The organism is Chryseobacterium phosphatilyticum, assembly GCF_002899825.2.
GTDB lineage: Bacteria > Bacteroidota > Bacteroidia > Flavobacteriales > Weeksellaceae > Chryseobacterium > Chryseobacterium phosphatilyticum.
Genome location: NZ_PPED02000008.1, coordinates 19,529 through 32,641, shown reverse-complemented (window position 1 = coordinate 32,641; position 13,113 = coordinate 19,529). Strand labels below are relative to the sequence as shown.

The 13,113-nt window shown below is 35.1% G+C and carries 12 protein-coding genes; 9 read left to right on the top strand and 3 right to left on the bottom strand.

What is annotated here, in order from left to right; all coding sequences use genetic code 11:
* The first annotated feature begins 95 nt into the window (after window positions 1–95).
* On the top strand, window positions 96–2,393 hold the full coding sequence (locus C1631_RS22330; RefSeq protein ID WP_103246969.1) for a GH92 family glycosyl hydrolase: 2,298 nt from the start codon (window positions 96–98) through the stop codon (window positions 2,391–2,393).
* 145 nt (window positions 2,394–2,538) lie between these two features.
* On the opposite strand, the gene C1631_RS22325 is transcribed toward C1631_RS22330, so the two are convergent.
* Window positions 2,539–3,486 (bottom strand): tetratricopeptide repeat protein, encoded by a 948-nt coding sequence (locus C1631_RS22325; protein ID WP_123966766.1) that lies wholly within the window; start codon window positions 3,484–3,486, stop codon window positions 2,539–2,541.
* A gap of 261 nt (window positions 3,487–3,747) precedes the next feature.
* Entirely contained in the window at window positions 3,748–5,085 is a 1,338-nt protein-coding gene (locus C1631_RS22320; RefSeq protein WP_103249985.1) for a dihydroorotase, read from the bottom strand.
* A gap of 207 nt (window positions 5,086–5,292) precedes the next feature.
* Here C1631_RS22320 and C1631_RS22315 point away from each other — a divergent pair, with 207 nt between their 5' ends.
* The 8 genes from C1631_RS22315 to ribA all read left to right on the top strand — a co-directional run bounded on the left by C1631_RS22315 (window position 5,293) and on the right by ribA (window position 12,345).
* Window positions 5,293–6,720 (top strand): oligosaccharide flippase family protein, encoded by a 1,428-nt coding sequence (locus tag C1631_RS22315; RefSeq protein WP_109714310.1) that lies wholly within the window; start codon window positions 5,293–5,295, stop codon window positions 6,718–6,720.
* Between the two features lie 149 nt (window positions 6,721–6,869).
* Window positions 6,870–7,886, top strand: coding sequence for a sugar phosphate nucleotidyltransferase (locus C1631_RS22310; protein WP_103248073.1), 1,017 nt, complete (start codon window positions 6,870–6,872; stop codon window positions 7,884–7,886).
* Between the two features lie 112 nt (window positions 7,887–7,998).
* On the top strand, window positions 7,999–8,841 hold the full coding sequence (gene lolB1 / locus C1631_RS22305; RefSeq protein ID WP_109714308.1) for a lipoprotein insertase outer membrane protein LolB1: 843 nt from the start codon (window positions 7,999–8,001) through the stop codon (window positions 8,839–8,841).
* Window positions 8,838–10,400 (top strand): peptidoglycan DD-metalloendopeptidase family protein, encoded by a 1,563-nt coding sequence (locus C1631_RS22300; RefSeq protein WP_103248071.1) that lies wholly within the window; start codon window positions 8,838–8,840, stop codon window positions 10,398–10,400. Before lolB1 ends, C1631_RS22300 begins: the two co-directional genes overlap by 4 nt.
* A gap of 31 nt (window positions 10,401–10,431) precedes the next feature.
* On the top strand, window positions 10,432–10,644 hold the full coding sequence (locus tag C1631_RS22295) for a twin-arginine translocase TatA/TatE family subunit (protein WP_103248070.1): 213 nt from the start codon (window positions 10,432–10,434) through the stop codon (window positions 10,642–10,644).
* A gap of 15 nt (window positions 10,645–10,659) precedes the next feature.
* The gene (locus C1631_RS22290) at window positions 10,660–11,274 is read left to right on the top strand and encodes a DUF4254 domain-containing protein (RefSeq protein ID WP_103248069.1); all 615 of its coding nucleotides are present in this window, start codon (window positions 10,660–10,662) and stop codon (window positions 11,272–11,274) included.
* Complete coding sequence (locus tag C1631_RS22285) at window positions 11,271–11,729, top strand: hypothetical protein (RefSeq protein WP_103248068.1); 459 nt, start codon at window positions 11,271–11,273, stop codon at window positions 11,727–11,729. The genes C1631_RS22290 and C1631_RS22285 overlap by 4 nt, the downstream gene beginning before the upstream one ends.
* Window positions 11,730–11,748: 19 nt before the next feature.
* The gene (gene ribA, locus C1631_RS22280) at window positions 11,749–12,345 is read left to right on the top strand and encodes a GTP cyclohydrolase II (protein WP_103248067.1); all 597 of its coding nucleotides are present in this window, start codon (window positions 11,749–11,751) and stop codon (window positions 12,343–12,345) included.
* 166 nt (window positions 12,346–12,511) lie between these two features.
* On the opposite strand, the gene C1631_RS22275 is transcribed toward ribA, so the two are convergent.
* A complete protein-coding gene (locus tag C1631_RS22275) occupies window positions 12,512–13,054 on the bottom strand; it encodes a hypothetical protein (RefSeq protein ID WP_109714306.1) in 543 nt (180 codons plus the stop codon).
* Window positions 13,055–13,113 lie beyond the last annotated feature (59 nt).

Sequence of the window (13,113 nt, the reverse complement as noted above, 5' to 3'; positions counted from 1 at the left end):
GAATGGATGAGGATTAAAATAACAGTATAAATAATGCCATAAATAATATTCTTTGTTTTTTTACCTAATTTTACACATAATAAACTTACCTGCTCATGAAAAATCCGGGAAAATCTGTTTTTCTGTTATTCGCAATCTTAAACTTACCTCTCAAAGCTCAAAAATTTGAAAAATTATATCAGTATGTACATCCGTTGATTGGAACTGAAAAAATGGGACATACCTATCCTGGTGCTACCGCTCCTTTTGGTGCTATACAATTAAGTCCTGAAACAGATACAATATCCTATGAACTGAACGGAAAGTATAATGGTGAAGTTTATAAATACTGTGCCGGTTACCGTTATGAAGACAAAACAATCGTAGGCTTCAGTTCTACTCATTTCAGCGGTACTGGACATTCTGATTTGGGAGACTTCCTTATCATGCCGACAGTGGGAAAACTTCAACTAAATCCGGGAACCGCATCTCAGCCAGAAAAAGGATACAGAAGCCGGTTTTCTCATCAGAACGAAAAATCAGAAGCCGGATATTATCAGGTCAAGCTGGATGATCATCATATTTTAGCAGAATTAACAGCCACCTCAAGAGTAGGTGTACATCGTTATACTTTTCCTAAATCTGATCAATCCCATATTATTCTGGATCTAATGGCCGGGATTTATAATTATGACGGAAAAAATGTATGGACCTATGCCCGTGTAGAAAATGATAATACCATTACCGGCTATCGACAAACCAATGGCTGGGCAAGAACCAGAACGGTATACTTTGCAATGAAGTTTTCAAAACCTTTCAAGTCTTACGGTCAGAAAAATTATGATGGTACGCAGGTATATAAAGGATTTTGGAGAAAATTCGACCAGACCCAAAACTTCCCCGAAATTGCAGGGAAGAACCTGAAAATGTATTTTGATTTTGATACTGATGAAAATGAAGCCATTGAAATAAAACTGGCTATATCTCCGGTAAGCCAGACTAATGCTCTGGAAAATCTTGAAAAAGAAACAGGAAATCTATCTTTTAATGAAATTAAAGCAAAAGCTCAGGAAGACTGGAATAAAGAATTAAAAAAAATCATCATCAAAGGCTCTGAGACTGAAAAGGTCAATTTCTATACTGCCATGTACCATACCTTTATCAACCCAACGGTTTATATGGATGTCAATGGCAAATATAAAGGATTGGATCAAAATGTTCATCAAGCTGAAAACTTTACCAACTACACCACATTTTCTCTATGGGATACCTATCGGGCACTACATCCGTTCTTTAACATCATTCAACCCAAAAGGAACAATGACATGGTGAAGTCTATGATGGCTCACTACAACCAGTTCTCTATGAAAATGTTACCAATATGGTCCCATTACGCTAATGACAATTGGTGCATGAGTGGTTATCATAGTGTAAGCGTAGTGGCGGATGCTATTATAAAAGGAAATTATGACGGTGATCCGAAAGAAGCTTTGAAAGCCTGTGTAGAAACTGCCAACAAAAGAAATTATGAAGGAATCGGACAATATATTGATCTCGGCTTCATTCCTGCAGAGAAAAGTGGAACCTCAGTCTCAAACACTCTGGAATATGCTTATGATGACTGGGCAATCGCTCAGCTGGCTAAATATCTTGGAGAAACAGAAATCTACAACCAGTTTATCAAACGTTCTGAAAACTGGAAAAATAATTTTGACAAGAGCATAGGATTTATGCGTCCACGCTTAGCTGATGGAAGTTTCAAAAAAGATTTCGATGTATTAAGTACTCATGGACAAGGCTTTATTGAAGGAAATTCATGGAACTACAGTTTCTTTGTTCCACAAAACCCTGGCGAACTGATTACGTTGATGGGTGGTAAGAAAAAATTTGCTTCAAAATTGGACGAGTTATTTACCATGCATCTTTCCGATGAGTTTTTTGCAGATACAGAAGACATTACGAGAGAAGGGATTATTGGAGGCTACGTTCACGGAAATGAACCGGCTCATCATGTTGCCTATCTTTACAACTGGGCAGGGCAACCATGGAAAACACAGTCACAGATCCGCCATATTCTGGAGATGCAATATAAAGCTACTCCTGACGGATTGGGAGGAAATGATGATGCCGGACAAATGAGTGCCTGGTATATTTTGAGTTCATTGGGTTTTTATCCGGTAGCACCGGGGTCTGAAGATTATTCTATCGGCAGCCCTGCTATTGATCAGGCAATCCTGAATCTGGAAAACGGAAAAACATTTGAAATCGAAGCCATCAATCAAAGTCCTCAAAATGTATATGTACAGAAAGTTCTTTTAAACGGTAAAGAAATTAAAAACTTCATCCTGAAACATTCTGAAATTATGAATGGCGGAAAATTGACATTTTATATGGGAAACAAACCCAATAAATAGAGCTTATTTTCAGGCATGAGGTATAAGAAAAGACTACAGGGTTGTAGTCTTTTTTGTTTTCAATAACTTGTTGATAAGTTTTGGCTAAAGCCAATGGAATATTTATTATTAAAAAGCGGGCTAAAGTCCGCTTATATTGATTTGACTAATTTCCTTCACATTTCTCTTTATATAATTTGATTCCATTTACCTGTTCCAAATCATTTAATTTTTTTAAAGCTGAACATGCCTCATTTACATTCTTCAAAGCTAATGAAATTGACACTACATTGTACAATGCATCTGTGTTGGTATTATCATCTTCATGTGCTTTATTAAAATAATATATTGCATTATCAAATTTTTTCTTGTTAGCAGCTTCCACTCCCTTGTTAAAATTTTCAAGAGATGTATTCTTATTTTTTATATTGATTACAATTCCTTGATCTACACCATCAGAAACCTTATTTGAAAAACCCAGACTACCACTTCCTTCTACTGTTTTACTACTGAAATGGTAAGGTATAATAATTTTTTCAAATTTCTCAAATCCTGTGATATCCCACATCTTATAATTCTTTTCTAAATTTTTTTTGAATAAATCAATGCCTGCTTGATTATCTTTACTCTGTTTTTTAAAATCGGTTATGACTTCAATTTCTTGTTTCTTAGGAAAAATTAAAATTTTTCCATTCATATTAATATCGTGAGTATATCCTTTATTCATATAAGCCTCCATCATTTCACTAATTATTTCTTTTTTCAATATTGGAGTTACATTTCGAGAATTAATTATAATTGAATCCCCTGTTGTTTTATCAGTAAAATTTTTAACAAGAGTAGAAGTTTTTACAAACCACATTTTCCTAATTTTATCTGGAAAAGTTATACCATCCACTTTCTGCATAACAATTAATGAATCAGGAGTAAGGCTTTCGATTTGAAAAGCTAACCTATCAGATAATACTATCAGATTTTTATCATATTTAAAATTTGTACACTCTTTCGTTTCTATAGCCCATGGATTACTATATTCACAAATTTTGTTTCCATTAATCTTCCATACCAAAAATCGGGAAGATGTTGGTGAAAGATCCCGGCTACCGTCAAGCATATTAGATTTTACTTTTGTCCATGAGGAATTTGACAATAGTTGAGTATTTATCTGTGAGTTAAATTGCAAAGAAACTGATAGAAATAAAATGAAGAAAAGTTTATACATAAATATTGGTCATTATTTTTTCTATGCAAAACTACATAAATTTAAAGCTAGAAAAAATATAAATTAAAAAGCGGGCTAAAGCCCGCTTCTATTGATTTGTAATAGCCTCCGTATCATCCGGACTATACTTTCGATTTTGAATTTTTATCCTGACTACTCCTGCACTTCAAAAAGCAGACGCTCTCCAAATTTTTTTTCAGCAATTTTTCCGTTATCATACACCAAGTGCCCGTTAACAAAGGTTTGGGTAACTTTAGAATGAAAATTCATACCCTCCAACGGACTCCATCCACATTTGTAGAGAAGGTTTTCTTTAGAAACCGTCCAGTCTTCATTTAAATCAACTAAAACAAGATCCGCCTTATAGCCTTCTCTGATAAATCCTCTTTTCTCAACTCTGAAAAGGATCGCCGGATTATGACACATCTTTTCCACAATTTTTTCAAGAGAAATTTTTCCTGTCTTATAATTTTCCAGCATTACAACCAGTGAATGTTGTACCAAGGGACCTCCTGACGGGCATTTTGTATATACATTCTGTTTCTCTTCAGCAGTATGAGGAGCATGATCTGTTGCGACCACATCAATTCTATCATCCAACAGTGCTTCCCAAAGTGCATCTTTATCCTTTTGAGTCTTCACAGCAGGATTCCATTTGATTAAGCTTCCTTTTGTTTCATAATCCTCATTGGTAAAAGTTAAATGATGTACACATACTTCAGCGGTTATTTTTTTATCTTTTAGAGGAATATCATTTCTGAAAAGCTCCATTTCCTTTGCTGTGGAAAGATGAAATACATGAAGTCTCGCTCCTGTCTTCTGTGCCAGCTCTATTGCTTTTGAAGATGATTTATAACAAGCTTCTTCACTTCTGATTAAATGATGAAATTTTACCGGAATATCATCTCCATACTCATCAACGTATTTTTGAGTATTGGCTCTGATGGTTGCTTCATCCTCACAATGAACAGCAATCAGCATTTTTGTATTACTGAAAATATTTTCCAGTGTTTCAGGATTGTCTACCAGCATATTTCCTGTAGATGAACCTAAAAAAAGTTTTACTCCGGGAACATTTCTTGGATTTGTTTTTAACACTTCTTCAAGATTATCATTCGTTCCTCCCATCATAAACCCGTAGTTTGCATAGGCTTTCTGAGATGCAATTTCATATTTGTTGGCTAACAATTCCTGAGTTACCGCATTCGGTACCGTATTAGGCTGATCAATAAAACTTGTTACTCCTCCGGCAATTGCTGATCTGGACTCAGTTTCAATATCTCCTTTATGAGTAAGTCCCGGATCACGAAAATGAACCTGATCATCAATGACTCCCGGAAGAAGGTATTTTCCGGAACCATCGATAACCTGATCCGCATTTTCAGAAATATCAGAAGCTACTTTAGAAATTAAATCATTTTCTATTAAGATATCGCTTTGAAAGACTTTTCCTTCATTGACAATATGCACATTTTTGATAAGGATTTTCATTGTACTTTTTTAGAAATTATAGATTTTGAGACAAAAGCTAAAACATTCGGGTTATAATTTGTGATGAGATGTGAAACATAATCAACAATTTCTAACTTCAGGTTTCTAACTTCTATAAAAAGCAAAATTAAGGTTTATGAATGAATTTTAATATCACTCATCACAAATCAATTTCTAAATATTTACATTTGCATAAAATTTTTCGAATTGTATAAGAAATTATTAGGACAGACAATCATTTATGGAGCAGGAGCAATAGCACCAAGGATCATTCTGTTTATCCTCAACCCACTTTTGATTTATAAAATCCCCAATGAAGGTTTTGCGATTTTCACCCAATTGTATGCATGGATTTCGTTTGTTAATATTATACTTTCATTCGGTTTTGAAACAGCCTATTTTCGATTTTCTGCTGAAGAAGGGAATGAGAAAAGAACCTTCAACACTTCGTTTTGGTTTTTATTTTTCACTTCTACCCTTTTTCTGACATTGTGTTATCTGTTTAATCAGCCCATTGCAGATTATCTGGGATATCATAACAACCCTGAATATATTAAATGGTTTGCTTTAATTGCCTTTTTCGACAATTTACTGGTTATCCCGTTTGCGTGGCTCCGCTTTCATAATAAGCCGATCAAATATTCTGCAGTAAGGATTTTTCAGGCTATATTTCAGGCCGTCTTTACCGCAGCTTTGTTCTTTTGGATTCCGGAAAGTGTATCCAGAAGTTTTGGATTAGATCAAAATGTAGATTATCCCTTCTTTAGTAATTTAGCAGGAAGTGCGCTGGGCTTTTTATTATTGCTTCCTATTATATTAAAAGTAAGATTTCAGTTCGTAAGCTCTCTCTTTATACGTATGATTCGATATTCATTCCCACTCATGCTGGCGGGTCTTGCTTTCATGGTGAATGAAAATTTTGATAAATCAATCCAGAGAAATCATATTTCAGACGAACAGGCCGGAGCTTATGGAGGTTGTTATAAGCTGGCAGTATTAATGACCTTATTTGTAACAGCCTACAGAATGGGTATTGAACCATTTTTCTTTAAACAAATGGATAAGGGAGATGCAAAGAAAACCTATGCTAAGGTAGCAGAATATTTTGCTTTTTTTGCATGTGCTGTTGCCTTAGGAATTATCGCCAATATCTCCTGGTTAAAGGATGTATTTATCCCTAACAAATCATATTGGATCGCCATAGATATCATCCCTATTATTGTTGTCGCCAATCTTTGTTTCGGGATCTACTATAACTTCTCCACATGGTATAAAGTAACAGACAGGACCAGCGTAGGAACCCTTATTTCATGGATCGGAGCAGGAATTAATATCGCATTAAATTATCTGGCATTAAGTTACTATCATAGTATGATCGGCTCTGCATGGGCAACTTTCGGAGCCTATGTTATCATGATGATTATCTCCTACGTTTTAGGCCAAAAATATTATCCTATCCCGTACCGGATGAAGAAAATGTCTTTTTTCCTTGTATTACTAGGATTCTTTAGTTTTATTATCGTAAAATATTTCAACTATAATATCCTGACCAGCAATGCTCTTTTTTTATTATTTGTCGGGATTTTAATCTATTCGGAAAAGGACATGATAGTATCAAGAATACGAAAGAACTAAATTTTGGTCTCTCTTTTGATCATTACTTAGCTTAAAAAATTAAACAAAGGCGTTAAAACATGATAAACATTACGTTTAAAAAAACGTTTTAATTATTATATTTAACAAAAAATAAACTACATTTAAACAAAAACATCTTTATACCATTTATGAAAATTATTGTTCCGATGGCTGGACGTGGTTCCAGATTACGTCCACATACCCTGACTGTTCCAAAACCTCTGATCCCGATTGCAGGAAAACCAATTGTACAACGACTGGTAGAGGATATTGCTAAAGTTGCAGGAGAAGAGATTGAAGAAGTAGCTTTTATCATTGGAGATTTTGGTCCTGAGATTGAAAAATCTCTCCTTCAGATTGCTGAAAAACTGGGTGCAAAAGGAAGCTTATATTATCAGAACGATCCTCTTGGAACAGCTCACGCTATTAAATGTGCGGAGCAATCTATGAAGGGTGATGTAGTGATTGCTTTCGCAGACACACTTTTCCGCGCAGATTTTCAACTGGATAAAAATTCAGATGGTGTAATTTGGGTAAAAAGTGTAGAAGACCCATCTGCTTTCGGAGTTGTAAAGCTGGATAATTATGGCTTTATCACTGATTTTGTTGAAAAGCCACAAACTTTTGTATCAGATCTGGCCATTATTGGAATCTATTACTTCAATAGTGCTGAGAAATTAATGGATGAGATCAACTATATCATGGATAATGATATTAAAAATGGTGGAGAATATCAGCTGACAATGGCCTTGGAAAACCTTAGAGCAAAAGGGGCAAAATTTACTTTAGGAAAAGTAAATGACTGGATGGACTGTGGTAACAAGAATGCTACAGTAGAAACCAATAGTAAAATTCTTGCTTATGAAAAAGAAGAAATGTCACAATATCCCGCTTCAGCAACAATTGAAAACTCATTGATTATTCCTCCTTGCTTCATTGGTGAAAATGTAAAAATCTCCAATTCAAAAGTAGGACCGGGAGTGTCACTAGGTAACAATACCACGATTGTTAATTCAAATATTGAAAACTCTCTGATTCAGGAAAACACGAGAATTAACCATGGAAACCTTTCTAACTCGATGATTGGTAACTCTGCCCAGTATTTCGGGGTTGCCAGAGAAATTTCACTGGGAGACTATTCGGTTTTGGATTTTCTGTCGAAATAATTAAGAACAGAATTTATTTAACATAAATAAGATATAATCAAACCACACAAAACTTTTTGTGTGGTTTGGCGTTAATATTGCAACGTAATTTTTAATTGAAAAGATCAAATACATGAAAAACTGGATACCACTCTTTTTATTACTTCTTGCCCTATCATCATGTAAGACCCGTAATGCTGTACAAAATAGTACATCTTCACGGGACAGTATTGCCAGCACAGAAAATACCAAGAATCCAAAAGACGTAAATGAACCAGTGAAAGACAAATTCGCTTTTTACGAACATGTAGTGGTTCCACTAAAGTTTGATCAAATTAAGATTGACAGTAAAGTTCGTGTAGAAACCGGCAACTATATTCCTCCGTTGGACGCAACCATCTATATTGAAAATGATAAAAAAGTCTGGATGAATCTGAGAGCTCTGTTTATCAATGTAGCACGAGGAATTGCAACTCCCGAAGGGATCAAAGGACAGGATAAAATAAATAAAGCTTATATTGACTCTGACTTTGATTATCTCAATCATTTACTGAATGTCAATTTCATTGATTATAAATCCTTGGAGAAAATTTTATTAGGCAGAACATTCGTAAAAATCAGCGATTCTCAGTTTACTTTGACTCAGAATGCACAGGGATATAAAATGGTTTCCAATGCCAACCAGAAAATTACCACCGACGAAAAAAACAGAGAGTATAAAATTGTTCTTCAATATGATACCAATTATGATCTATTAAGTATTAATCTGAAAGATGTTTTATCCACAGATGAGCTGGAAATCTCTTACAGTGAATGGAATGAATACAATGGCATACGCCTTCCTAAAAATGTTAAAATAATTATAAAAGGCTCAAAATCTAGTCAAATTTTACTGGAAAACACGAAATTTGACTTTTCGGGGATGGAAACACCTTATGTAGTACCATCCGGTTATAAGAAAATTGAGATTAAATGATTAAAAAATTTAGCTTTTTAATAGGTGTTCTTTTGTTCGGACTGCACCAAGGACAGCAGAAAAAAGAACAACTGCAGAAGCAGAATGCCGAACTTAAAAAACAAATTGCACAAATAAATACAGATTTAGCTAAAACAAGAAGCGAATCTAAACTTTCTATCGCCTACCTTACCAGCGTTAATCAAAAGCTGGTTTTAAGAGAAAAGGTCTACAATAACACTCAAAAAGAAAAGAGATTTATTGAAGACGATATTTATCTGCGTCAGCTTGAGATCAATCGCCAGAACAAAGAACTCGCTGTTCTTAGAAAAAATTATGCTGAAGTACTTGTCAATGCTTACAAAAATAAAGGAGTACAAAATAAAGTAACCTTCATCCTTTCTTCCAAAAATTTGGGTGAAGCCATCCGAAGAGTACAGTATCTAAAACAATATTCAGATTATCAGGATAAAAAAGCTGCTGAAATTACTGACGCTGCTAACCAGATCAAAAAGACCATTACCCAGAGACAAAACTCCATAAAAGAGAAAGAAAGTCTTCTGGTAAATCAGCAGAAAGATCTGGCGACCATTAATGCAGAAAGAGCACAGAAAGAGCAATTGGTGGCTGATTTTAAAAAGAACGAATCAAAACTTACTGCTGAGCTGAAACAGAAACAAACTCAGTCTAAAGTGCTGGAAGGACAAATCAGATCTATTATTGCCGAAGAAATCCGAATTGCAAAAGCTGAAGAAGAAGCCAGAAAAAAGGCAGAAGCAGAAAAAATACGTTTAGCTAAAATAGCTGCTGAAAGAGAAAAAGCAAGAATTGAAGCTGAAGCGAAAGCCAGAGCCGAAGCTCTTGAAAGAGAAAGAAGACTGGCAGAGGCTGAAGCCAAGAGAGCAGCAGAATTAGCCGCAAAAAGGGCTGAAGAAGAAAGAAAACGTAATGAAGAAGCCGCAAGAACTGAAGCCAATGCAAGGGATGAAGCCCGAAAACTTGCTGCTAAAAAAGCATCTGATGAAGCTGCTGCAAGATCTAAAGAAGCAGCTGACAAACTAGCCGCAGCAAGAGCCGCAGAAGCTGCTCTGGCGAAGAGAAAAGAAGACGACAAAAAAGCTGCAGAGACCAAAGCTATGACAAGCTATGGCGTTTCTACTGCATCCGGAAACAGTTTTGCTGATAACAGAGGAAGACTAGGGTATCCTGCAGACAGAGCCGGACAGATTACCCACCGTTTTGGAAGACAACCTCACCCGGTTTTCAAAAATATTACTGAAGAAAATAATGGAATAAAAATTTCTGTACCTTCAGGGACACGTGCCAAATGTGTATTCCCTGGGTCTGTATCTTCAGTACTGGCAAATAATGACGGAACAAAGACCGTCATCATTAAACACGGAAGTTATTTTACGATTTATTCCAACTTAGGAAACGTAAGCGTATCAAAAGGACAACAGGTTTCTTCAGGTACTCCTGTAGGAAGTGTTGCCCAGGATTTCGATGGCGCCTATACCCTTGATTTCCAAGTATGGAACGGAAGTACACCAGTTGATCCATTAGGTTGGATTTCATATTAAAAAAAGTGTAACTTTGTAAAAATTTTAAGAGATGAATACACTAACGATACTTGCCTTATCTTGGCAACACATTCTGATCGTAGCCATACTTTTGGTATTACTTTTCGGAGGAAAGAAAATTCCGGAACTAATGAGAGGAGTTGGTTCAGGAATCAAAGAATTTAAAGATGCGGTAAAAGAAGAAGATAAACCAGGTTCTGAGAACAAAACTTCTTCTACAAATAATAATTCTACCAGTAACTAAAATTCCTTATAATTAATGAATTTCACTGAGACTGCATGGAAAGTCTTCAATCAATGTATTGAAGACTATCACGTGTCTGATGACGTTAATACTCTAATTAATAACCCTTTCGAAAAAGATAGTTTGGAACGGATTTTGTATGCAAAGAACTGGATTGATACCGTTCAATGGCATCTGGAAGATATAATTAGAGATGAAAATATTGATCCGGCTGAAGCTCTTCAACTCAAGAGAACAATAGACGCCTCCAATCAGAAAAGAACTGATCTGGTAGAATATATTGACAGCTGGTTCCTTAATAAGTTTGAAAATATAACTCCTAAACCTGACGCAAAAATAAATACGGAAACTCCCGCTTGGGCAGTAGACAGGCTATCGATTCTTGCACTAAAGGTTTATCATATGTCACTAGAAGCTCATAGAGAATCCGCTTCTGACGAGCACAGAAAAAATTGCCAGGCTAAACTGGATGTTCTGCTTACTCAGAAAGAAGATCTATCAACTTCTATTGATCAATTGCTTGCTGATATTGAAAACGGTAATATTAAGATGAAGGTATACAAACAAATGAAAATGTATAACGATGAAAGTCTTAATCCAATCCTTTATCAAAAAGGGCAACAGAAATGAAAAGACTAGTTTTTTTTGGAGTACTTATCATATTAACATCTTCCTGCGCAACGGAAAAGCTTAATCTTTCTCCGCTGTCAAATAATTTTTACAGTGAAACAAAAGGCTCTGATTCTGATAGAGGCTCAAAAAAAGGCTTTAATATCAATATCAAGGAAAATGTAAATGCATCTGAGATTTCAAACCTGATTTCTACCTTTCCAAAGTTTAAGAACAACGGATTGAATGATGAAGTCACCAGTATGAAATACAGCTTACAGAATTATTTATATGCTATTGACGCAAATAATTCTACAGGAAAAAGCAGAGCACTGAAAAGTTTCGAAAAATCATACAAAAAAATCCAAAAATCAAGGCAAAAACTTGATAAGGATGATGACGAGGTTCTCAACAGATATTTGGTTCGCTTAAAAACCAATGTGTCTGTCATTGAAGATGCTTTGCCAGGAAGTTAAAAAACTAATTGAACAATCAATGATTAAAATTCAGGCGGAAGCCAATGTTCCAACAGAACACGGCACTTTCCGAATGATCGCTTTCTCCGAAAACGAAAACGACTGGATGCCACATATGGCCATTATTGCAGAAAATACAGATTTTTCTAAGCCCGTTAATGTTCGTTTTCATTCTGAATGTATTACCGGAGAAGTTTTCCATTCAAAAAAATGTGAGTGTGGCCAACAGCTGGACGCAGCCATGAAATACATCCATGAAAATGGAGGTATCATCATATATCTTCGCCAGGAGGGCAGGAATATTGGTATTATCAATAAATTAAAAGCATATTCTTTACAGGAAAAAGGTCTGGATACAGTACAGGCTAATCTTGAACTGGGATTACCAGCCGACGACAGAAATTTTGGCGTAGCCATCGAAATCCTTAATGTATTGGATGTAAAAGATATCAACCTTCTTACCAACAATCCTGAAAAGGTAAAACATGTAGTAGAAAGCAACGTACATCTTAACTCAAGAGTTCCATTACAGATTCCGGCCAATGAAATAAGTAAAGGATACCTGCAAACAAAAAAAGATTTCTTTGGACATCTTCTCGATGACAATGATAACTAAATAAATCAAAAGCTTCAGAATTTTTCTGGAGCTTTTTTATTTGCTCACATTATATGAAAACGTTCTGAGTCATTATCCAAACAACAGACCATCATAAATCAAAAGCCCCGGAAGAATAATTCCTCCGGGAGCTTTTTTTAATTATAAAAAACTGAAAAGATATTTCTTAATTTACTCGTACTGATGGTACATTAGAATCATTAAGATTGTAATATTTCACCACAGCATTATAGTCGCTGTAATCAACAGGCGCATTTGCTGATTTATTACTTGAACCGTTTGGATTAGCAGGAACAATGACTATTCTGAATGTTTGGTTATTTAAATAAGTCTGTGCTTCAGCAGGAGTCAGTGTATTCTGATCAAAATTCGCACGACTGGTAATATCTACATTTTGATTATTAAAAATAAAATTATAATCTAATTCTCTACCGTTTGATAAGAAATAAGTTTTCGGAATTTGCTGCCAGATAGCAGATGAACTCGAATTTGAATTAATATTTCTATATACTAAAAGAACATCTGTAGATTTTACTCCAAGCCCTTGAGAAATTGTCCAGTTCGCATTATTTGCTCCCGTAAAAGTCCCAGTAATATCTTTCATTTGAAAGTTGGCATTCTGCTGTACGATAACATCATCTTTATTGTCACAGCTATATGATAAGAAACCAATACCGGCTAATAATATAAATGGAAGAATTTTTTTCATTTCTATAAAAGTTTAGTTATTATTTATAATGCGTATTCAAATCATATACCAAAAATTTC

Excerpts from the sequence above, each read along its gene's own strand:
- C1631_RS22330 (WP_103246969.1), top strand. The coding sequence starts at position 96 with ATGAAAAATCCGGGAAAATCTGTTTTTCTGTTATTCGCAATCTTAAAC.
- C1631_RS22325 (WP_123966766.1), bottom strand. The coding sequence starts at position 3,486 with ATGCTTGACGGTAGCCGGGATCTTTCACCAACATCTTCCCGATTTTTG.
- C1631_RS22320 (WP_103249985.1), bottom strand. The coding sequence starts at position 5,085 with ATGAAAATCCTTATCAAAAATGTGCATATTGTCAATGAAGGAAAAGTC.
- C1631_RS22310 (WP_103248073.1), top strand. The coding sequence starts at position 6,870 with ATGAAAATTATTGTTCCGATGGCTGGACGTGGTTCCAGATTACGTCCA.
- lolB1 (WP_109714308.1), top strand. The coding sequence starts at position 7,999 with ATGAAAAACTGGATACCACTCTTTTTATTACTTCTTGCCCTATCATCA.
- C1631_RS22300 (WP_103248071.1), top strand. The coding sequence starts at position 8,838 with ATGATTAAAAAATTTAGCTTTTTAATAGGTGTTCTTTTGTTCGGACTG.
- C1631_RS22295 (WP_103248070.1), top strand. The coding sequence starts at position 10,432 with ATGAATACACTAACGATACTTGCCTTATCTTGGCAACACATTCTGATC.
- C1631_RS22290 (WP_103248069.1), top strand. The coding sequence starts at position 10,660 with ATGAATTTCACTGAGACTGCATGGAAAGTCTTCAATCAATGTATTGAA.
- C1631_RS22285 (WP_103248068.1), top strand. The coding sequence starts at position 11,271 with ATGAAAAGACTAGTTTTTTTTGGAGTACTTATCATATTAACATCTTCC.
- ribA (WP_103248067.1), top strand. The coding sequence starts at position 11,749 with ATGATTAAAATTCAGGCGGAAGCCAATGTTCCAACAGAACACGGCACT.
- C1631_RS22275 (WP_109714306.1), bottom strand. The coding sequence starts at position 13,054 with ATGAAAAAAATTCTTCCATTTATATTATTAGCCGGTATTGGTTTCTTA.